Consider the following 19,763-nt stretch of genomic DNA (forward strand, 5'->3'; position numbering starts at 1 on the left):
ACGCCAAGCTGAGGGCCCCCTACGGCCGGGCACGCAGGGTGTCCAGGATGAGGGGTGCCGGGGTGACGGGGGTGTCGGCGATGCACACCTGCCCGGAGAGCGCTTCCAGTGCGCCGGGGACGGCCTCGGGGGTGTCGGTGTGCAGTTCCAGCAACGGCTGTCCCGCCGAAACCGCTTCCCCCGGCTTCGCCAGGCACAGGATGCCCGCGGCGTGCTGCACGGCCTCCTCCCGCCGCGCCCGGCCCGCGCCGAGTCGCCACGCCGCGATCCCGACGGCGTAGGCGTCCAGCACGGACAGGTACCCGTCCCGCTCCGCCGTCACCACGTGGACGTGCCGTGGCTTCGGCAGCGGGGCTTCGGGGTCGCCGTCCTGGGCCCGGATCATGCGGCACCAGGTCTCGTAGGCCTCCCCCGAGGCCAGCACCCGAGCGGGATCGGCTTCCGGCAGGCCGGCCAGGGCCAGCATCTCCTTCGCCAGCGCCACGGTCAGTTCGACGACGTCCGCCGGGCCGCCGCCCCGCAGTACCTCGACGGCTTCGGCGACCTCCACCGCGTTGCCCACCGCACTGCCGAGTGGAACGTCCATTCCGGTCAGCAGCGCGGTGGTGGCCACCCCGTGCGCGGTGCCGATCTCGACCAGTGTCCTGGCCAGCTCCCTGGCCTGCGCCTCGGTCTTCATGAACGCGCCGGAGCCCGCCTTGACGTCCAGGACGAGCGCGGACGAGCCTTCGGCGATCTTCTTGCTCATGATCGAACTCGCGATGAGCGGGATCGACTCGACGGTTCCCGTGACGTCCCGCAGCGCGTACAGCTTCCGGTCGGCCGGGGCGAGCCCCTCGGTGGCGGCACACACCACCGCGCCGACCTCACGCAACTGGCGGACGATCTCCTCGGCGGACAGCGCGGCCCGCCAGCCGGGGATGGACTCCAGCTTGTCCAGGGTGCCGCCGGTGTGTCCGAGCCCGCGCCCGGACAGCTGCGGCACGGCCGCCCCGCAGGCCGCGACCAGCGGGGCCAGCGGCAGCGTGATCTTGTCGCCGACCCCTCCGGTCGAGTGCTTGTCCACGGTCGGCCTGCCGACGTCGAGGGCGAGCCGCTCCCCCGAGTCGATCATCGCACCGGTCCAGGCCGCGATTTCGCCCGCGTCCATACCGCGCAGGAACACGGCCATCGCCAGCGCCGACATCTGCTCCTCGGCCACTGCCCCGCGCGTGTAGGCGTCGACGACCCAGGCGATCTGCTCGCCCGACAGGCGCCCGCCGTCTCGTTTGGCCCGGATCACGTCCACGGCCGCGAACTTCTCCATGCTCACGACGGTAGATCCGCGGGGCCGAAAGCGTCGGGCAGCACCGCCGACATCGGGCGGATGCCCGCGGGCGTGTCCACCTCGCAGGCGGGGCCACCGAGCTCGTAGAGAATCTGACGGCAACGGCCGCACGGCATCAGGAGTTCACCGTCGCCCGAGCGGCAGGCCACCGCGACCAGCCGGCCGCCGCCGGTGAGCCGCAACTGCCCCGCCATGGTGCATTCGGCGCACAGGGCGAGGCCGTAGGAAGCGTTTTCGACGTTGCAGCCCAGCACAACCCGGCCGTCGTCGACCAGACCGGCCACCCCGACCAGCAGTCCCGAGTAGGGCGCGTACGCGTTCCGGGCCGCCTGGACGGCCTGTTCCCGCAGCCCATCCCAATCCACTGTGGACACTTCAGTCCCCTTCCCCGCGGTGGTAGGGCGCGCCGTCGGCCTTCGGCGGGCGAAGCCGCTGCGAAGCCACCGCCAGCACGATCAGGGTCACGAAGTGCGCGGTGTACGGGATCAGGTCGCTCGGCAGGTCGTCGTTCGCCCAGTAGATCCAGTACAGCACGGCCGCCCCGGCGAGGCCGAGCGCCGCGGCGACCCACTGGCGCCGGATCAGCTGCACGATCACGATCACCGCGAGCAGCAGCACCGCGCCGTACAGCAGCGCCAGCACGGCCTTGCCGCCACCGGACAGGCGCAGCCCGTCCGCGTAGCCGAACAGCGCCGCGCCACCGAGCAGGCCGCCCGGCCGCCAGTTCCCGAAGATCATCGCCGCGAGGCCGATGTACCCGCGGCCGTTGGTCTGGTTCTCCAGGTACCCGCCGCCGCCCGCGAGCAGCACCAGCGACGCGCCGCCCATCCCGGCCAGCCCGCCCGAGATCAGCACGCCGAAGTACTTGTAGCGGTACACGTTCACGCCGAGGGACTCCGCGGCCACGGGGTTCTCCCCGCACGAACGCAGTCGCAACCCGAAACGCGTCTTCCACAGCACGAGATAGCTCACCGGCACCAGCAGGATCGCGATCAGTGCCAGCGGCGAAACCTTGCTGACCAGTCCGTCGATCAGCCCGGCCGCGTCCGAGATGCCCACCCGCTGCTGCGCTTCCAGCCTGCCCAGCCAGTCCGACAGGAAGGTCGCCGAGTAGGTGTCGAAGGTCGGCACCGGCGGCGACTGCCGCGGATTGCCCGACAGCGGTTCGAAGATCAGGGTCGACAGGTACTTCGCCACCCCGAGGCCGAGCAGGTTGATCGCGACACCGGAGACGATGTGGTTGACGTTGAAGGTCACCGTGGCGATCGCGTGCAGCAGGCCGCCCAGCGCGCCGAACAGGATCGCCGCGCCCAGCCCGGCCCACACGCCACCGTGGAAGGCACCCCAGGCGGCACCCCAGGTCCCGAGGATCATCATGCCCTCGAGCCCGATGTTCACCACCCCGGCGCGTTCGGACCACAGGCCGCCGAGCCCGGCCAGCAGGATCGGCAGCGCGAGGCGCAACGCGGTCTGCGCGGTGTTCGTCGAGGTCAGCGTGTTGACCCCGGTGAGGTACGACGCGGTGGACAGCACGGCCACCGCGCCGATCGCCCACAGCACTCCCCTGGCCCAGCCCGGCACGCGCCGTTTGCGCTGGGCCGTGGGGACCGTCGCCGGGGCGGCGGACGGATTCCGATCGGTCACCGCACTCACAACGTGCCCCCTTCGCTGACGCTCGCCGGACGGGCGGCGAGCGCCCGGCCGACCCGGTGCTGGGCGCGGGCCAGGTCGGCCCGCTTCACCACCTCGTAGGCCACGACCACGGACAGCACGATGGCACCCTGCATGATCGTGGCGATCTCCTTGGGCACGTCGACCGTTTCCAGCGAGACCGCGGACTTGTCCAGGAACGCCCAGAGCAGGGCGCCCAATGCGATGCCACCGGGGTGGTTGCGGCCGAGCAGCGCGACCGCGATGCCGGTGAAGCCGTAGCCCTGCGTGGAGGTGATGGCGTAGCTGAAGTCGCGGCCGAGCAGTTCCGGCAGTGCGATCAGCCCGGCCACCGCACCGGAGAGCAGCATCGCGACCAGGGTCATCCGCTTCGCGTTGACCCCGCCCGCGGCGGCGGCCGTGGCCGACTCGCCACTGGCCTTGAGCTCGAAACCGAACCGGGTCCGGTTGAGCATGAACCAGTAGGCCAGGCCGATGGCGGCGGCGATCACCACGAAACCGAACAGCGTGGCGCCGCCGATCGGGATACCGGGCACGCTGCCCGAGGCATCGATCGGCCGGGTGCGCAGGTTGTTGCCGGTCAACACGCCGAACTGCTTCGGGTTGATCAGGAAGGCCACGATCCCGCCGACGATCGAGTTCAGCATGATCGTGGAAATGACCTCGCTGACCCCCCGGGTCACCTTGAGGACCGCGGGCAGCGCGGCGTAGGCCGCGCCCGCGAGGGCCGCCACCAGGATGATCACGAAGGTGTGCACCACCGGCGGCAGGTGCAGCGCCCCGCCCGCGATGGCGGCGATCACCGCCGCGAACCGGTACTGCCCCTCGACCCCGATGTTGAACAGGTTCATCTGGAAGCCGATGGCCACCGCGAGCCCGGACAGGTAATACACGGACGCGAGGTTCAGCGTGTCCACCGCGGTGGTGCCGCGGAACAGCTGCCTGATCATCGTGCCGTACGCCTGCAGCGGGTCGGCACCCGAGATCAGCAGCGCGACCGAGCAGATCAGCAGGGAGAAGACGATCGCCAGCAGCGGCGGAAGAACCTTGGTACGCCAGGAAGTCACGCCGCAGTCCCTTCTTCAAGGGCCCCGGTCATGGCGGAACCCAGTTCCTGGGGCGTCACGGTGGCCGGATCGGCCTGGCTGACGAGTCTGCCTCGCAGCATGACCTGGATGGTGTCCGACAGCCCGATCAGCTCGTCGAGATCGGCCGAGATCAGCAGCACCGCGAGCCCGTCCCGGCGGGCTCGCCGGATCTGCTCCCAGATCAGTGCCTGCGCGCCGACATCCACCCCGCGCGTCGGATGGGAGGCGATCAGCAGCACCGGATCGCCGGACAGTTCGCGGCCCACCACGAGCTTCTGCTGGTTACCGCCGGACAGGGCGGCGGCGGGCACGTCGATCCCGGGGGTGCGCACGTCGTACTCGCGCACGATCCGCTCGGTGTCCGCACGGGCGCCCGCGATGTCGAGCAACTGGCCCCGCGAGACCGGCGGGCGCGACTGGTAGCCGAGGATCCGGTTGACCCACAGGGGTTCGGTGAGCAGCAGGCTGTGCCGGGTGCGGTCCTCGGCGATGTAGCCGATCCCGGCCTCACGGCGGGCGAGCGTGCCGAGCCTGGTCAGATCGCGCGCCTCGCCGTCGGCGCCGACGAGTTGGACCGTGCCTGCCGAGACGCGGCGCATGCCCATGATCGTCTCGACCAGCTCGGTCTGCCCGTTGCCCTCGACCCCGGCGATGCCGAGCACCTCGCCCGCGTGCACGGTGAACGACACGTCGTCCAGGGCGGCACGCTGCCCGTCCTCGGCCAGCAGACGGAGGCCGGTGACCCGCAGCACGTCCCGGGTGGTCACGGTGGACTCGCGCGTTTCGGGGCTGGGCAGCTCGGAGCCGACCATCAGTTCGGCCAGCTCCCGCGAGCTGATCTTCTTCGGGTCGGCGGTGCCGACCGTGGTGCCGCGGCGCAGCACGGTCACCGTGTCCGCGATCTCGCGCACCTCGTCGAGCTTGTGGGAGATGAAGAGGAAGGTGAAGCCTTCGGCGGTCATCTCGCGGACGGTGTCGAACAACGCCTCGACCTCCTGGGGCACCAGCACCGCGGTCGGCTCGTCGAGGATGATGATCCGGGCGCCGCGGTAGAGCACCTTGAGGATCTCCACGCGCTGCCGGTCGGCCACACCGAGGCTTTCCACCAGCGCGTCGAGCGGGGCGGTCAGCCCGGTCCGCCCGGCCAGCTCCGCCATCCGGGCACGCGCCCGGCGCCCGATCCCGTGCAGGCCCTCCGCGCCGAGCAGCACGTTCTCCCGCACGGTCAGGTTGTCGGCGAGCATGAAGTGCTGGTGCACCATGCCGATGCCCGCCTTGATCGCGTCCTGGGGATTGCGCAGGCGCACCACGGCGCCGTTGACGGTGATGGTGCCCTCGTCGGGCTGCTGCATCCCGTAGAGGATCTTCATCAGGGTCGACTTGCCTGCCCCGTTCTCGCCGCAGACCGCGTGGACCTCGCCGGCGCGGACCGTGAGGTTCACATCGGAGTTGGCGACCACGCCCGGGAACCGCTTGGTGATCCCGGACAGCTCGACAACCGGTTCTCGATCGCTCATGAAGCTCCCCGAAAGGTGTGAGGGGGCACTACCGGCAAGGGCCCGGGAAGGGGTCGCCTTCCCGGGCCCACTACGCCTTGGTGCGTCAGTTGCTGGGGGTGGTGGACACCGTGATCTTGCCGGAGATGATCTCCTGCTTGTAGCCGTCGAGGACCGGCACGATGTCGTTGATCTTGCCGCCGGAGGTGGCGTACCCGACGCCGTCGACCTTCAGGTCGAACCGCTTCGGCAGGGAGCTCAGCGTGTTCGTGGCGACCGCGGTGAGGTAGTCGTACACCGCGACGTCGACCCGCTTGAGCATGGACGTGATGATCACGTCCCTGGTGGTCTCCACCGTCTTCTGGTTGTACTGGTCGGAGTCCACGCCGATGGCCAGCACGCCCGCCGACTTGGCGGCCTCGAACACGCCCTTGCCGGAAGCACCGGCGGCCTGGTAGACGACGTCGGCGCCCTTGCTGATCTCGGCCGCGGCCACCACGTTGCCCTTGGCCGGGTCCTGGAAGCCGGTGAAGTCACCCGCGGGGGTGAGGTAGTCCTTTTCGATGACCACCTTGGAAGAAGCCGCCTTCGCGCCCTGCTCGTAGCCGGCCTGGAACTTCTGGATCAGCGGGGTGTTCACGCCGCCGACGAAGCCGACGTGGCAGTTCTTGCTCTTGTAGACCGCGGCGACGCCGGCCAGGAACGAGCCCTGCTCCTCGGAGAAGACCAGCGGGGTCACGTTCGGCGCGGTGATCGAGTCGTCGTCGATGATGGCGAACTTGGTGCCCGCGAACTTCGCCGAGACCGCCTTGACCGCGTCCGCGTAGGCGAAGCCGACCGCGACGACCGGGTTGTAGCCGGCGCTGGCGAGCTGGGTGAGGCGCTGTTCCTTGGCGGCCTCGTCCTCGTTGGCGCCGGCGGTGCTCTCGCGCACGTCCTTGACGCCCAGGTCCGTCTTGGCCTTGTCGACCCCGGCAGCGGCCGCGTCGTTGAACGAGGCGTCGCCCCGGCCGCCGATGTCGAAGGCCAGCCCGACGCGCATGCTGCTGCCGTCGACCTTCCCGCTCGCGGCACTCGACGACGCGGCGGCCGCGCCGGCGGACGGCGCTGTCGCCGTCACACAGGAGCCCGCGGCGGCGTTGTTGCTGCTTCCCCCGCTGCCGCCGGAGTCCTTGGCACAACCGGCCAGCGCGAGGACACCGACCATGGCGGTGGCGGTCAGTGCCGCGGCACGCGTTCTACGCACGCTCTCTCTCCCTCCCCGCTGTGTTCCAGCGGACCCGAGAACGGCCCGGCACAACTGCCGGGCTCGACTGGCGAACCGTACCGGTCGGTGAACTACTCACCACGAAGGAGCAACGGCCCGTAACCTAAATGTTTAGTTGGACTCCGGGAGCGCTATCGTTCCGCTACGTCACGTGATCGACACACGATCGGGTGACGACGCGCACAGGGTGGGTGTCTGGTCGATCACACAGGACAACCCGAGGGTGAGTGGGTTACCGGCAGCGGGTTTAGCATCCGAAGTATCCAAGCTCGTTGACGCTGATTTCACGGGCAAAGTCCAACCACGACGTTGGAGGCCGTTCACCGATGTCCACCACGGCTACCCCCGCCGCTGAAAGCCCGGCGGCGGAGGCGAGCGATCGGGCGGGTGCCTCACGCCGGAAGGGGACCTTCTACCGGGGCGACCCCGGCATGTGGTCCTGGGTCCTGCACCGCATCACCGGGGTACTCACCTTCTTCTTCCTGTTCGTCCACGTGCTCGACACCGCACTGGTCCGGGTCTCGCCCGAGACCTACAACTCGGTCATCGAGACATACAAGACCCCGATCGTCAACCTGCTGGAGGTGGGGCTGGTCGGCGCCGTGCTGTACCACGCCCTGAACGGCATCCGGGTCATGCTCATCGACTTCTGGTCGAAGGGTCCGCAGTACCAGCGGCCGATGCTGTGGACGATCGCCGTCATCTGGGTAGTCGTGATGGTGCCCGGGGCGATCGCCATGCTGTGGCGTACGGCATCGATCTTGTTCGGAGGAAGCGCGTCGTGAGCACCCCATCCCTGACGCTCGACAAGCCCCGCTCGCCCCGCCGCCCGGCGGCCCGGCGGAGCAACGCCGAGCTCTACAGCTGGCTGTTCATGCGGATCTCCGGCCTCGCGCTGATCATCCTCGTGCTCGGCCACCTGCTGATCATGAACATCCTCGACGGCGGTGTGCACCGGATCAACTTCGGCTTCGTGGCCGGCCGGTGGGCCTCCCCGTTCTGGCAGTTCTGGGACCTGGCGATGCTGTGGCTCGCCGAGATCCACGGTGGCAACGGCCTCCGCACCGTCATCGACGACTACGCCCGCAAGGACAGCACGCGCTTCTGGCTGAAGATCCTGCTCTACGTGGCGATGGCGATCATCCTGTTCGTCGGCACGCTGGTGATCTTCACCTTCGACCCGAACATCCACAGCTGACCCCACCACCAAGGAAACGGATATGCAGTTCCACAAGTACGACGTGGTGATCGTCGGCGCGGGCGGCGCGGGTATGCGCGCCGCCATCGAGGCAGGGCAGCAGGCCCGCACCGCGGTGCTCACCAAGCTCTACCCGACCCGCTCGCACACCGGCGCCGCCCAGGGCGGCATGTGTGCCGCGCTCGCCAACGTCGAAGAAGACAACTGGGAGTGGCACACCTTCGACACGGTCAAGGGCGGCGACTACCTGACCGACCAGGACGCGGCCGAGATCATGGCGAAGGAAGCCATCGACGCGGTGCTCGACCTGGAGAAGATGGGCCTGCCGTTCAACCGGACGCCCGAAGGCAAGATCGACCAGCGGCGCTTCGGCGGCCACACGCGTGACCACGGCAAGGCCGCGGTGCGCCGGGCCTGCTACGCGGCCGACCGCACCGGTCACATGATCCTGCAGACGCTGTACCAGAACTGCGTCAAGCACGGCATCGAGTTCTTCAACGAGTTCTACGTACTCGACATCGCGATGACCGAGACCGAGGACGGCCCGGTCGCCTCCGGCGCGATCGCGTACGAACTGGCCACCGGCGAGATCCACATTTTCCAGGCGAAGTCGATCGTGTTCGCCACCGGTGGCTTCGGCAAGGTCTTCAAGACCACCTCGAACGCGCACACCCTCACCGGCGACGGCATGGGCATCTACTACCGCAAGGGCCTGCCGCTGGAGGACATCGAGTTCTACCAGTTCCACCCGACCGGTCTGGCCGGGCTGGGCATCCTGCTCACCGAGGGTGCCCGCGGTGAAGGCGCGATCCTGCGCAACGCGGACGGCGAGCGTTTCATGGAGCGCTACGCCCCCACCATCAAGGACCTCGCACCGCGCGACATCGTGGCCCGGTCGATGGTGCTCGAGGTGCTGGAAGGCCGGGGCGCGGGCCCGCACAAGGACTACGTGCTCCTCGACTGCACCCACCTCGGGGCCGAGGTGCTGGAGACCAAGCTGCCGGACATCACCGAATTCGCCCGCACCTACCTGGGTGTGGACCCGGTGAAGGAGCCGGTGCCGGTGTACCCGACCGCGCACTACGCCATGGGTGGCATCCCCACCAACGTGCACGGTGAGGCCCTGCAGAACAACGAGAAGATCATCCCCGGCCTGTACGCGGCCGGCGAGGTCGCCTGCGTCTCGGTGCACGGCGCGAACCGGCTGGGCACCAACTCGCTGCTGGACATCAACGTGTTCGGCCGCCGCGCGGGCATCGCCGCCGCCGAGTACGCCAAGGGCCACGACCACGTCGAGCTGCCGGACAACCCGGCGAAGCTGGTCCAGGGCATGGTCGACCACCTGCGCACCGCGCACGGTGGCGAGCGGGTCGCGGACATCCGCACCGAGCTGCAGCAGACCATGGACACCAACGCCGCGGTCTACCGCACCGAGGACACGCTGAAGACGGCGCTGACCGACATCCAGCGGCTCAAGGAGCGCTACGGCCGGATCTCGGTCCAGGACAAGGGCAAGCGGTACAACACCGACCTGCTCGAGGCGATCGAGCTGGGCTTCCTGCTCGACCTGGCCGAGGCGCTGGTCAACGCCGCGCTGGCCCGCAAGGAGTCCCGTGGCGGGCACGCCCGCGAGGACTACCCGAACCGGGACGACGTCAACTTCATGCGGCACTCGATGTCGTACAAGATCCTGCCGGAAAAGGAAGACCCGGACGCGCCGCTGGGTCTCACCGGGTTCACGGCCGACATCCGGCTGGACTACAAGCCGGTGACCTTCACCCGGTACGAGCCGATGGAGCGGAAGTACTGATGACCGCTGTTGCTGAGAACACGGCCCACGACACGTCGAAGGTTCCCGCGCCGGAAGGCTCGGTCACCATCACGATGAAGATCCTGCGGTTCAATCCGGAGCTCGACTCCGAACCGCACTGGGAGTCCTACGACGTGCCGGCGCTGCCGACCGACCGGGTGCTCAACGTGCTGATGAGCATCAAGAACTACGTGGACGGCACCCTGTCGTTCCGCCGTTCCTGCGCGCACGGCATTTGTGGTTCCGACGCCATGCAGATCAACGGGATCAACCGGCTGGCCTGCAAGGTGCTGGTGAAGGACCTGCTGGCGAAGGAAGGCAAGCAGACCGTCGTCACCGTCGCCCCGATCAAGGGCCTGCCGACGATGAAGGACCTCTATGTCGACATGGAGCCCTTCTTCGAGGCGTACCGCTCGGTGAAGCCGTACCTGATCGCCTACGGCAACGAGCCCACCCGGGAACGCATCCAGTCGCAGGCCGACCGGGAGCGCTTCGACGACACCACGAAGTGCATCCTCTGCGCCTGCTGCACCTCCTCGTGCCCGGTCTACTGGAACGACGGGTCGTACTTCGGCCCGGCCGCCATCGTGAACGCGCACCGGTTCATCTTCGACTCCCGTGACGAGGGCGCCGAAGAGCGGCTGGACATCCTGAACGACTCCGAGGGCGTGTGGCGCTGCCGCACCACCTTCAACTGCACCGACGCCTGCCCCCGCGGCATCCAGGTGACCAAGGCGATCCAGGAAGTCAAGCGCGCCCTGCTGTTCAAGCGCGTCTGACGGCCCGCACGCCACGAACAACGGCGCCGCACCCTTCGCGAGAAGGCTGCGGCGCCGTTGATTTGTTGGTCGGTTCGGAACTAGCTGCGCGCTTCGCTCACGATTTCGGCAGCCTCGGCTCGACATAGTCGGAGACCTTGCTGACCACTGCGCATGCACCGTCGGTGCTGGCACCCGCACCCATGACCACGTCGATGATATCCACACGTCCGGAGCCAACCGCGATACTTGCCAGACAAGAGCCTGGACCTCCGGCATTTTTCACGACCGCGGCTTCACGACCAGCAGTCGTGGTGATTTTCGACAACTGTGCGCCCGACTCGACAACAATATCGCTCAGACGCTGCACAGGGCGCACGGTAACTCCGAACGTATGTGATGCCGAGCCGTTCGTCGCCGGCGTGGTCCAACTGCAGGCACTTGTTCCAGCGCCCCCCTGTTGGCCAAGGTCCTGATGCCTCGCCGTTCCGGCCATTACCTGCTTTGCCTCGGAGTCGGCCAACAGGGTGCAAGCATTGATGCCCGTCAGTCCGCTTGAGGCAGAGTTCGTAGAGGAAGTCGCCGAACTTGGGATGGTTGGGCGACTGCTGCTCGGTAACGCCTGTCCGGTTTGGGTGCTCGTGCAGGCTGTCATCACCACGGAAGCGGCAGCGATGATGACGGTGAGGGCTACTGGGCGCACCCGGATCCTCCGTGTCGACAGCTGACTAGGACTTCAGGAATCGCACGTTACCGTGCTCGTTGTCCTCGTAGTTCCTCTTGGCTTGGTTGAGGGCTTCCCTGGTGAGGTCGAGAACCTCGCCGAACTGTACAAGGACCATCTCAGCGGACTGAGAATGGCCGGTGGCACCCTGTTGTACGTGCGTAGATACTTGCTGCGCGTACGGTCCGGTGCCAAGCATTGGCGCCTGAGTCAGGTTGACCAAGTTGAGCCTGAGCTGCGCCAACTCCGTATACGCGGTGTTGATCGCGGCCATGAGGGCGTCGAAGCCGTTCTCGGTGATACGGAGTTGGCCGGACGAGGCCGCGTTCTTGAGACCCTGGGCAGACTGTTTCGCCTGTTCAAGTGCTTGTTCGCTGACACCCGTTTGCACGGCGGCGACGATGTCCGCGATGAAGCCGGTCGAGCCGAGTTGGCCTCCGCCATCGGCGGGGATGTTGACTCCCATGGTGCTCCCTCCCGAGGTCGTGTCCGGTTCGAAGGTAGCAGCGGCGGGACGGCGGCTGGACGTGGTTTGCCGTGTTTGGCGACCGGCCGGAGGGGTGTTATCCGTCGAGAACGGTCACCCGGCCGCTTGACGGTCGCTACGATGGGGGGGGCGTAGAGAGCGCTTCCAGAATCGGGTAGGGGGACGACGAGGATGACTTCTCCGTGGTCGACTGCTCCGCAGCCGCCGAAGACCTATGGTGACGGGCACAAGACGGCGCAGGACATCGCGGCGATGCCGGATGCCGAGCGGGAGCGCTATGTCACGGAGTCCATGTCTCCCGAGGACCGGGCCAGCTACCTGCAGGACGCCGCGCAGGCGAAGACGGCGTCCGACCCGGGTTTGCTGCCCATTCTCGACCAGCTCATCGCGAGGGTCGAAGCGCAGGCTCAGGCCAACAAGTACAACCAGCAGACCATCGCGGAGACGACCACCGGGCAGACCCAGTACGTGGAAGGTCTGCCCGCGTCGAACATCAACTACAAGGCCGTCGACCACGCCGAGTTGCAGGGCTACGTCACCAACGGCCTGGACGCGGGTCAGGTCGGCACGACGTCGAACGGCTACCACGAGTTGGCGTCGTCGTTCGACCGGATCGCGACCGCGTTCAACGACGCGGTGAACAAGTCGCAGACCGAGTGGGAGGGTGACGCGGCCGACGCCGCACGCGGATACTTCACCAGCACCCACCAGTGGGCGGACGCGAATGCGCAGAATGCGCGGTTGGCGTCGGAGGTGACGTATCAGCAGTCGGCGGCGGCGCAGACGGCGAAGACGAGTATGCCCGCTCCGGTGCCGTTTTCGTGGTCGGATGAGATGAAGAGCTGGGCGACGTCGAATCCGTTGGATTTGGCGGACAACATCCAGAAGTCGATGGACAAGCAGCAGCAGAGCCAGCAGGCCCATGACCAGGCCGCGCAGGTCATGACCAGCTACGACCAGCAGCTCTACAGTGCCGCCTCCAAACAGCCCGTGTTCGCCCAGCCGCCCGCCTTCACCCCACCCACCGGCGGCGCCGTCGGCAGCGTGGTCGGCGGCGCTATCGGCGCGACCGCGGCCTCCGGCTACACCGGACCCACCGGCGGCACCATCCCCGGCGGCGGCGGGGGCGGCTACAACGGTGGTCCTTCCGGCGGCCCTGGTGGTGGTAACGGGGGCGGGTCCCCGATCGGGAACCTGCCCGGCTACCCCACACCCCCACTGACCGGTGGGGCCCGCACCGGCGGCGGTGGCGGCGGCTCTTCGCGGCCGGGTGGTACCTCCGCGCAGGGCTATCAGGCGCCCACCACGGCCAACACCCCCACCGGGGCGAACTCCAACTCCAACAGCCTGCCCGGGCTGGGTGGCATGCCCATCGGCCCCATGGGCGGCGGGTTCGGACCCGGTGCCGACAGTGAGGGCTACAGCAGCAAGATCGGCCGCGGCAGCGGTGGTGGCGGGTTCGGACCCGGCAGCGGTAGCGGCAGCGCGGCGGGCAGCGGGTCCGCGGCGGGCGCCGGGGCGCAAAGCGGTGCCCGCGCCGGAGGCGCCGGAGCAGCCGAAACCGCCGCCGGCGGCAGCGCCAGCGGCCGTAGCGCCACCAGCGCCTCCCGTGGGGGCATGGGCGGCATGGGCCACGGCGCCAAAGGCGAAGGCGCCGAAGACGAAGAACACACCCGCCCCTCCTGGCTCGTCGAAGCCGACCCCGACGACATCTTCGGCACCAACGAACGCACCGCACCCCCCGTCATCGGCGCATAACCACCGGCCGAACCACGTCCGAAGGCCCCGGCAGGGGGTGTGAAAGACTCTGGGCGTGGTGAAACCGGCGTTGGATGAAGCAGCGAAGATCGAACTGGCCAGGCTCGTCACGGAGCTGTCCGTGGTTCACGGCAAGGTCACGCTCTCTTCCGGCAAGGAAGCCGACTACTACATCGACCTGCGGCGCGCGACCCTCCATCACGCGGCGGCCCCGCTGATCGGCAAGCTGCTGCGGCAACTCACCGCCGACTGGGACTACGTCGCCGTCGGCGGACTGACCCTCGGCGCCGACCCGGTCGCCACCGCGATGCTGCATTCGGCGGCGGCCGACGGGATGGTGCTCGACGCGTTCGTGGTCCGCAAGAGCGCGAAACAGCACGGCCTGCAGCGGCGGATCGAGGGCATGGAAGTCGCCGGGCAGCGGGTACTGGCCGTGGAGGACACCTCCACCACCGGTGGCAGCGTGCTCACCGCCGTCGAGGCGCTGAAGGAAGCGGGCGCCACCATCGTCGGCGTCGCCACCGTCGTGGACCGGAACACCGGGGCGCGCGAAGCGATCGAGGAAGCCGGTCTGTCGTACCGGTACCTGCTGGACCTCGACGATCTCGGCCTGGCCTGACCCGGACGGTCCGGGCGGCCAACGCCCGGACCACCCCTCGTCGGGTAAAGCCCGGAGCAGACCCAGCGCCCGGTGATCAAGCGGCGCCGTCCGGACCCGATCGCTCCGCAGTGATCAACAACACCCTACCGTTATCTCCCCGCGTCCATTTGTCGACGTTTCTCAGCAAACGCGGAGTACCGTCGAAGATACGGGGACTGCGGAAGGGGGCGGTACGTGGTGTCCACCGCAAGGATTCTGGCCGATCTGACCGTCGGCATCCATATCCTGGCGCTGCTCTACATCGGCTTGGGCGGATTCCTCGCCTGGCGCTGGTTCAAGACTATATTCGTCCACGTTTTCTTCGCGCTCTGGGGGGTCGCGGTCAACGTCTTCCCGCTGCCGTGCCCGCTCACGGCCCTGGAGGACTACTTCCGCAGCCTGCAGGGACTCGGCCCGCTGCCGGGCGGGTTCAACGCCTACTACCTCTACGGCACGGTCATCCCGCGCGCGTTGCTCCCGGTGGTGGGAGTGACGGCGATCGGGGTCGTGCTGATCTCCTACGTCGGCGCGTACCACCGGTGGCGCAGCCGCGACCACCACGCACCGGCTCACCGCGTGCGCCAGGCCTGAGCGAAAATCAGCGGGTGAACCTGGACGAGGCCGGACCGACCGAATGGACCGCACGCGCGGAAGTGGGCGTCGGGCCGTGGCGCGGGGAATGGCCGTCCGACGAACGCTACGACCCGGAACTGCTGGCCGAAGGCGACCGCCGCAACGTGGTGGACGCCTACCGGTACTGGCGGCGTGAAGCCATTGTCGCCGACGTGGACCGTCGGCGGCACCCGTTCCACGTGGCCATCGAGAACTTCCAGCACGACCACAACATCGGCACCGTGGTCCGCACCGCGAACGCCTTCGCGGCGGCCGCGGTGCACATCGTGGGCCGCCGCCGCTGGAACCGGCGCGGTGCCATGGTCACCGACCGGTACCAGCACCTGGAGCACCATCCGGACGTCCCGTCCCTCGCCGAGTACGCGACCGCGCACGGGCTGGTGATCGTGGCCGTCGACAACACCCCGGGCTCCCGTCCGGTCGAGACCGTCCGGCTGCCCCGCGAATGCGTGCTCCTGTTCGGCCAGGAGGGGCCAGGGCTGTCCACCGAGGCGCAGGATTCGGCATCGCTCGTGGTCTCCATCGCGCAGTTCGGCACCACCCGGTCCATCAACGCCGGGGTCGCCGCGGGCATCGTCATGCACACCTGGATCCGTCAGCACGCGGACCTCTCCCAGGCCTGGTGACCGGCCCGGGTCAGACGGGGGTGACCTCGACCGGGATGCCGTTGAGGACCGAGGTGCCGGAAAGGGCGTCGACGAGGGTCTCGTCCGCGACGAGGTTCGAGTTCACCCCCGCATGGGCGGCCGCGACCTCACCCTTCGTGCCCGGCAGGCCGTGTCCCCAGCCGTGCGGGATGCTCACCACCCCGGGCCGGATCTCGTCGGTCACCTCGACCGGCACCTCCAGTTCCCCGGCCTTCGACCGCACCGTCGCGCGCTGCCCGTCGACGAGGCCGAGCCGCCGCGCGTCGTCCGGGTGGACCTGCATGGTGCACCGGTTCTGCCCGCGCACCAGCGGGGGCAGGTTGTGCATCCAGGAATTGTTGGAGCTCAGCTGCCTGCGCCCGATGAGAACGAGCTCGTCCGGCCCGCGGCGCAACTGTTCGGCCAACCGGGGGACATCCGCGACGACGGCTTCGGCGGCCAGTTCGATCCGCCCGCTCGACGTGCTCAGCAGCCCGGGCAACCGGGGCTGGAGCGGACCGAGATCCACGCCGTGCGGCGCGGCCTCGAGGTCGGCGAGCGTCAGCTCGTAGGGACCCGCCCGCAGCATCAGATCCAGCAGCCGGGCCGGGCCCCTCCGGTCGCCCACGATCGCCGGATCGAGCCCGTTGCGCTGCGCCAGTTGCGCGGCGACCAGCGCGTCGAAGGCGGCGACGTCGATGTCCGGGCCCTGCCCGGTCACGATCCCGGTCAGCCGCAGCAGCGTCTCCCATTCCTGCGGCAGTTCGCTCGGCAGGGCCGCCGGAGTCCAGTTCGCCACGTTCCGGACGGCGAGCTGGTACAGCGCGACGTCGTAGTGCGGCCGCTCCAGCGGGGAGGGCCCCGGCAGGATCACGTCCGCGTGCCTGCTCGTCTCGTTGAGGTAGATGTCCAGTGACAGCAGGAAATCGAGCTGCGAAAGCGCTTCTTCGAGCCGGCCGGTGTTCGGCGTGCTCAGGCACGGGTTGCCGCTGACCGTGATCAGCGCCCGCACCCGGCCTTCCCCCGGCGTCAGGATCTCGTCGGCCAGCGTCGCCACCGGCAGCTCGCCGAACACCTCCGGCAGGTCCCGCACGCGGCTGCGCCAGCGGCCCGCGGCGAAGGGGCGGCGTTTCCCGGGGGCGCTGTTCGCCTGCCCGGCCGCGGCCAGCGGGAACATCGCCCCGCCGGGCCGGTCGAGGTTGCCGGTGAGCACGTTGAGCACGTCCACCAGCCAGCTCGTGAGGGTGCCGAAGGCCTGGGTGGTGGTGCCGATACGGCCGTACACGGCGGCGGAGGAGGCCGCCGCCAGCTCCCGCGCGAGGCGCCGGATCTCGCCTTCGGGAATCCCCGTAACCGGCGCGACCGCCTCGGGAGTGAAGCCCGCGGTCAGTGCCTCGACCTCGGCGAGGCCGTTGACCATACCGTCGAGTCTTCCCAGCGACACCAGGTCTTCCTCGAACAGCACCCGGACCAGGGCGAACAGCAGCAGCGCATCGGTGCCGGGGCGGATCGCGTGGTGTTCGTCGGCGGCCCGTGCGGTGCGGGTGCGGCGCGGATCGATCACCACGACCTTGCCACCGCGCTGCCGGATCGCGCGCAACCTGCCCCGCATGTCGGGCGCGGTCATCAGACTTCCGTTGGACACCAACGGGTTCGCCCCGACGATGAGCAGGTGTGCGGTGCGGTCGACGTCCGGCACCGGGATGGAGAAGGCGTCACCGAACAGATAACCGGAGGAGAAGTGCTTCGGCAACTGGTCGACGCTGCTCGCGCTGTAGAAGTTCCTGGTGCCGAGAGCCTTGAAGAAGATCCGGCCGTAGAGCGCGGTGGCCAGGTTGTGCACGCTGGGGTTTCCCGCGTAGACGGCGATCGTGTCGCGTTCGGCGAGCAGCGGCCGCAGCCGCGCGTCGATCTCGGCGAACGCCTCCTCCCAGGACACCTCGGTGAACTCGCCGTCCCGCTTCACCAGCGGGGCACGCAACCGGTCCGGATCCTCGTGCAGGGCGCCGAGGGAAGCCCCCTTGGGGCACAGGAAACCGTGGGAGAAAACGTCGTCGGCATCCCCTCGGACACCGAGGACGCGACGGCCGTCGAGAGTGATCTCGAGACCACAGGTGGCCTCGCAGAGGGGACACGTCAGCACCGACATTCTTCGGATCGTAGAGATATCGCGCGTTATGTCGAGGGCCAATCCATGATGGGTTCATGTACCGGACGTGGGCCGCGGCGGCGGAACGGGCGATCGTCACCCGGCATCTGAGCCGGCTCTGGGGGCTGCCGGGGACGGTGCTGGCACGCAGCGGCTGGCCGCCCACGCCCGGCGAACGCCTGCACTGGCACTGGAACTACTGGTGGCAGGCCCACGTGCTGGACTGCCTGATCGACGCCCAGCTCCGCGCCCCGTCCCCGGCTCGCGCCGCGACCATCGACCGCTACGTGGGCACCCTCCGCCTCCGCAACTTCGGCACCTGGGCCAACGACTACTACGACGACATGGCCTGGCTCGGCCTGGCCCTGCAGCGCACCGGCCGCGATGTCACCACGTTCCTGGCCAGGATGCGCTCGGGGTGGACGGCGGACGGCGGCGGCGGGATCTGGTGGCGCCGCAACGACCGGTTCAAGAACACGCCGACGAACGGGCCCGCCGCGATCCTGCACGCCCGTGCCGGTGACCTCGGGCGGGCGCGAGAGCTGTACGAGTGGCTCGAACGGACGCTGGTGGACCCGGCCACCGGGCTGGTCTGGGACGGTCTCCACGTCGACGACCAGCGCCTGGCGAAGGAGATCTACACGTACTGCCAAGGCGTCTTCCTCGGCACCTGCCTCGAACTGTCCGAACTGGACGCCGCGGCCCGTACCGTGCGCGCGGTGGCGGACCACTGCGCTCCCGGCGGGGTCCTCCGCGGGCAGGGCGGCGGCGACGGGGGACTCTTCGCCGGGATCCTCGCGCGCTATCTCGCCCTTGCCGCGCGGCGGTTGCCGGGCGCCGAATCGGGTCTCGCCCGCGAACTCGTGCTCACCTCCGCCCGCGCCTGCTGGGACGGTGCCCGGGAGGCGCCGAGCGGCCCGCTGTTCCACCACGAATGGGCCGAGCCCGCCCCGGTGGCGCCGACCGGGCATCCCTGCCGGGACCTGTCGGTCCAGACCGGCGCCTGGCTGCTCCTGGAGGCGGCCGCGACGCTCGAGTCGTGATCAGCAGCCGCAGGAATTCCGGTGCATCAGCCGCGGCGGCAGGCGCAGGGTTTCCGGCGGGCGCCCGGGATCGGTGATGCGGGCGAGCAGCAGGCGCACCGCGCGACGGCCGATCTCCTCGATCGGCTGGGCCATCGTGGTCAGCGGGGGCTCGACGAGATCGGCCCATTCGGCGTCGTCGTACCCGACGACGGCGAGATCGCGGCCGACCCTCAGGCCTCGCCGCCGAGCTTCGTGCAGGACCCCGACCATCATGCTGTCGTTGGCCACCACCAGCGCGGTCGGCGGCTCGGGCAGGTCCATCAGCGCGGTGAAGGCCGCCGCGCCCCCGGTCTTCGACGAATGCCCTGGGGCGACGAGTTCGGCGTTCCACGCCAGACCGCCCCGGCCGAGGCCGAGCCGGTAGCCGAGGATCCGCTCCTCGCTGGTGCTCAACCCGGGTGTGCCGCTGACCATCCCGATGCGGCGATGCCCGAGCGCGGCCAGGTGTTCGGTCAGCGCCGAGGTGGACTGGATGCTTTCCGAGCCCACCTGGTCCACGTCGGTCCGCGTGGTCACGCGGTCCACCAGCACGACCGGTGTGCCCAGGGACACCAGCTCGCCGATCACCGCGCCGTCCCCGGGCGAAGGCGTCAGCAGCAGGCCCTCGACCCGGCGCGAGCGCAGCGCGCGCACGGTGTCCTGCTCGGTGCTCACGGTGTCGTGGGTGTCGGCGAGCAGCACGGTGTACCCGGCCGACGCGGCCTCCCGCTCGATGGCCTGCATCAGGGCCGCGAAGTACGGGTTCGCCAGCAGCGAGATGGCCACGCCGATCGAGCGGGTGCCGCCGGTGACCAGTGAGCGGGCGATCGCGTCCCCGGTGTAGCCGGTCTTCTCGATGGCCTGGAGCACGGCGGCCTTGGTCTCCGGCGCGACCGGCCTGGTGCCGTTCACCACGTGCGAGACCGTGGTGATGGACACCCCGGCCAGCTCGGCGATGTCGCGCTGGGTGGGCCTCGATGCTCCGGCAGGCGGCATACTCGCTCCCCAAAGTCAACAGCAAGCGTTTGCGCAAACGCTTGCGATGCAGGATACGGCCTTCTACCGTC

At 69.2% G+C, this 19,763-nt stretch carries 19 protein-coding genes; 9 read left to right on the top strand and 10 right to left on the bottom strand.

Annotated elements, in window-relative coordinates; genetic code table 11:
- Positions 1-19 precede the first annotated feature (19 nt).
- From FNH05_RS02215 to FNH05_RS02240, 6 genes are all read right to left on the bottom strand, one after another.
- On the bottom strand, positions 20-1,306 hold the full coding sequence (locus FNH05_RS02215; RefSeq protein ID WP_144585505.1) for a thymidine phosphorylase: 1,287 nt from the start codon (positions 1,304-1,306) through the stop codon (positions 20-22).
- A 2-nt stretch (positions 1,307-1,308) separates the two neighbouring features.
- Complete coding sequence (locus FNH05_RS02220) at positions 1,309-1,701, bottom strand: cytidine deaminase (RefSeq protein WP_144585508.1); 393 nt, start codon at positions 1,699-1,701, stop codon at positions 1,309-1,311.
- Between the two features lies 1 nt (position 1,702).
- Positions 1,703-2,971, bottom strand: a complete 1,269-nt coding sequence (locus tag FNH05_RS02225; protein WP_144585584.1) for an ABC transporter permease — start codon at positions 2,969-2,971, stop codon at positions 1,703-1,705.
- Positions 2,972-2,976: 5 nt separating this feature from the next.
- Entirely contained in the window at positions 2,977-4,065 is a 1,089-nt protein-coding gene (locus FNH05_RS02230) for an ABC transporter permease (RefSeq protein WP_144585511.1), read from the bottom strand.
- A complete protein-coding gene (locus FNH05_RS02235) occupies positions 4,062-5,603 on the bottom strand; it encodes an ABC transporter ATP-binding protein (RefSeq protein ID WP_144585514.1) in 1,542 nt (513 codons plus the stop codon). The genes FNH05_RS02230 and FNH05_RS02235 overlap by 4 nt, the downstream gene beginning before the upstream one ends.
- Positions 5,604-5,688: 85 nt before the next feature.
- A complete protein-coding gene (locus tag FNH05_RS02240) occupies positions 5,689-6,789 on the bottom strand; it encodes a BMP family lipoprotein (RefSeq protein WP_144585587.1) in 1,101 nt (366 codons plus the stop codon).
- Between the two features lie 386 nt (positions 6,790-7,175).
- On the opposite strand from FNH05_RS02240, the gene sdhC reads away from it, so the two are divergent.
- From sdhC to FNH05_RS02260, 4 genes are read left to right on the top strand one after another with little or no spacing between them, the layout of a single operon-like run.
- Entirely contained in the window at positions 7,176-7,634 is a 459-nt protein-coding gene (gene sdhC / locus FNH05_RS02245; protein WP_144585517.1) for a succinate dehydrogenase, cytochrome b556 subunit, read from the top strand.
- The gene (locus tag FNH05_RS02250) at positions 7,631-8,047 is read left to right on the top strand and encodes a succinate dehydrogenase hydrophobic membrane anchor subunit (RefSeq protein WP_144585520.1); all 417 of its coding nucleotides are present in this window, start codon (positions 7,631-7,633) and stop codon (positions 8,045-8,047) included. The genes sdhC and FNH05_RS02250 overlap by 4 nt, the downstream gene beginning before the upstream one ends.
- Positions 8,048-8,069: 22 nt before the next feature.
- Positions 8,070-9,857 (top strand): succinate dehydrogenase flavoprotein subunit, encoded by a 1,788-nt coding sequence (gene sdhA / locus FNH05_RS02255; RefSeq protein ID WP_144585524.1) that lies wholly within the window; start codon positions 8,070-8,072, stop codon positions 9,855-9,857.
- The gene (locus tag FNH05_RS02260; RefSeq protein ID WP_144585527.1) at positions 9,857-10,636 is read left to right on the top strand and encodes a succinate dehydrogenase iron-sulfur subunit; all 780 of its coding nucleotides are present in this window, start codon (positions 9,857-9,859) and stop codon (positions 10,634-10,636) included. The genes sdhA and FNH05_RS02260 overlap by 1 nt, the downstream gene beginning before the upstream one ends.
- A 97-nt stretch (positions 10,637-10,733) precedes the next feature.
- Here the strand turns inward: FNH05_RS02260 and FNH05_RS02265 are convergent, their stop codons facing one another.
- Complete coding sequence (locus tag FNH05_RS02265) at positions 10,734-11,270, bottom strand: DUF3558 family protein (RefSeq protein WP_246127455.1); 537 nt, start codon at positions 11,268-11,270, stop codon at positions 10,734-10,736.
- A gap of 73 nt (positions 11,271-11,343) precedes the next feature.
- The gene (locus tag FNH05_RS02270) at positions 11,344-11,805 is read right to left on the bottom strand and encodes a hypothetical protein (protein WP_144585531.1); all 462 of its coding nucleotides are present in this window, start codon (positions 11,803-11,805) and stop codon (positions 11,344-11,346) included.
- A 192-nt stretch (positions 11,806-11,997) separates the two neighbouring features.
- Here FNH05_RS02270 and FNH05_RS37765 point away from each other — a divergent pair, with 192 nt between their 5' ends.
- From FNH05_RS37765 to FNH05_RS02285, 4 genes are all read left to right on the top strand, one after another.
- Positions 11,998-13,584: a hypothetical protein gene (locus tag FNH05_RS37765; RefSeq protein ID WP_186382332.1), complete on the top strand. Its 1,587-nt coding sequence runs from the start codon at positions 11,998-12,000 to the stop codon at positions 13,582-13,584.
- Between the two features lie 55 nt (positions 13,585-13,639).
- Entirely contained in the window at positions 13,640-14,203 is a 564-nt protein-coding gene (pyrE, locus tag FNH05_RS02275) for an orotate phosphoribosyltransferase (RefSeq protein ID WP_144585533.1), read from the top strand.
- 219 nt (positions 14,204-14,422) lie between these two features.
- Entirely contained in the window at positions 14,423-14,815 is a 393-nt protein-coding gene (locus tag FNH05_RS02280; protein WP_425458407.1) for a DUF2784 domain-containing protein, read from the top strand.
- 14 nt (positions 14,816-14,829) lie between these two features.
- Entirely contained in the window at positions 14,830-15,483 is a 654-nt protein-coding gene (locus tag FNH05_RS02285) for a TrmH family RNA methyltransferase (RefSeq protein WP_144585537.1), read from the top strand.
- A 10-nt stretch (positions 15,484-15,493) separates the two neighbouring features.
- Here FNH05_RS02285 and FNH05_RS02290 read toward each other — a convergent pair whose 3' ends face one another.
- Entirely contained in the window at positions 15,494-17,632 is a 2,139-nt protein-coding gene (locus FNH05_RS02290) for a molybdopterin oxidoreductase family protein (RefSeq protein ID WP_144585539.1), read from the bottom strand.
- A 56-nt stretch (positions 17,633-17,688) separates the two neighbouring features.
- Here FNH05_RS02290 and FNH05_RS02295 point away from each other — a divergent pair, with 56 nt between their 5' ends.
- Positions 17,689-18,675, top strand: coding sequence for a glycoside hydrolase family 76 protein (locus FNH05_RS02295; protein WP_144585541.1), 987 nt, complete (start codon positions 17,689-17,691; stop codon positions 18,673-18,675).
- On the opposite strand, the gene FNH05_RS02300 is transcribed toward FNH05_RS02295, so the two are convergent.
- Positions 18,676-19,692 (bottom strand): LacI family DNA-binding transcriptional regulator, encoded by a 1,017-nt coding sequence (locus FNH05_RS02300; RefSeq protein WP_144585543.1) that lies wholly within the window; start codon positions 19,690-19,692, stop codon positions 18,676-18,678. It lies immediately after the preceding gene.
- Positions 19,693-19,763 lie beyond the last annotated feature (71 nt).

It is taken from the genome of Amycolatopsis rhizosphaerae (assembly GCF_007713715.1).
Lineage (GTDB): Bacteria > Actinomycetota > Actinomycetes > Mycobacteriales > Pseudonocardiaceae > Amycolatopsis_E > Amycolatopsis_E rhizosphaerae.

Excerpts from the sequence above, each read along its gene's own strand:
- FNH05_RS02295 (WP_144585541.1), top strand. The coding sequence starts at position 17,689 with ATGTACCGGACGTGGGCCGCGGCGGCGGAACGGGCGATCGTCACCCGG.
- FNH05_RS37765 (WP_186382332.1), top strand. The coding sequence starts at position 11,998 with ATGACTTCTCCGTGGTCGACTGCTCCGCAGCCGCCGAAGACCTATGGT.
- FNH05_RS02260 (WP_144585527.1), top strand. The coding sequence starts at position 9,857 with ATGACCGCTGTTGCTGAGAACACGGCCCACGACACGTCGAAGGTTCCC.
- sdhA (WP_144585524.1), top strand. The coding sequence starts at position 8,070 with ATGCAGTTCCACAAGTACGACGTGGTGATCGTCGGCGCGGGCGGCGCG.
- FNH05_RS02235 (WP_144585514.1), bottom strand. The coding sequence starts at position 5,603 with ATGAGCGATCGAGAACCGGTTGTCGAGCTGTCCGGGATCACCAAGCGG.
- FNH05_RS02270 (WP_144585531.1), bottom strand. The coding sequence starts at position 11,805 with ATGGGAGTCAACATCCCCGCCGATGGCGGAGGCCAACTCGGCTCGACC.
- FNH05_RS02300 (WP_144585543.1), bottom strand. The coding sequence starts at position 19,692 with ATGCCGCCTGCCGGAGCATCGAGGCCCACCCAGCGCGACATCGCCGAG.
- sdhC (WP_144585517.1), top strand. The coding sequence starts at position 7,176 with ATGTCCACCACGGCTACCCCCGCCGCTGAAAGCCCGGCGGCGGAGGCG.
- FNH05_RS02290 (WP_144585539.1), bottom strand. The coding sequence starts at position 17,632 with ATGTCGGTGCTGACGTGTCCCCTCTGCGAGGCCACCTGTGGTCTCGAG.
- FNH05_RS02265 (WP_246127455.1), bottom strand. The coding sequence starts at position 11,270 with ATGACAGCCTGCACGAGCACCCAAACCGGACAGGCGTTACCGAGCAGC.
- FNH05_RS02215 (WP_144585505.1), bottom strand. The coding sequence starts at position 1,306 with ATGGAGAAGTTCGCGGCCGTGGACGTGATCCGGGCCAAACGAGACGGC.
- FNH05_RS02240 (WP_144585587.1), bottom strand. The coding sequence starts at position 6,789 with ATGGTCGGTGTCCTCGCGCTGGCCGGTTGTGCCAAGGACTCCGGCGGC.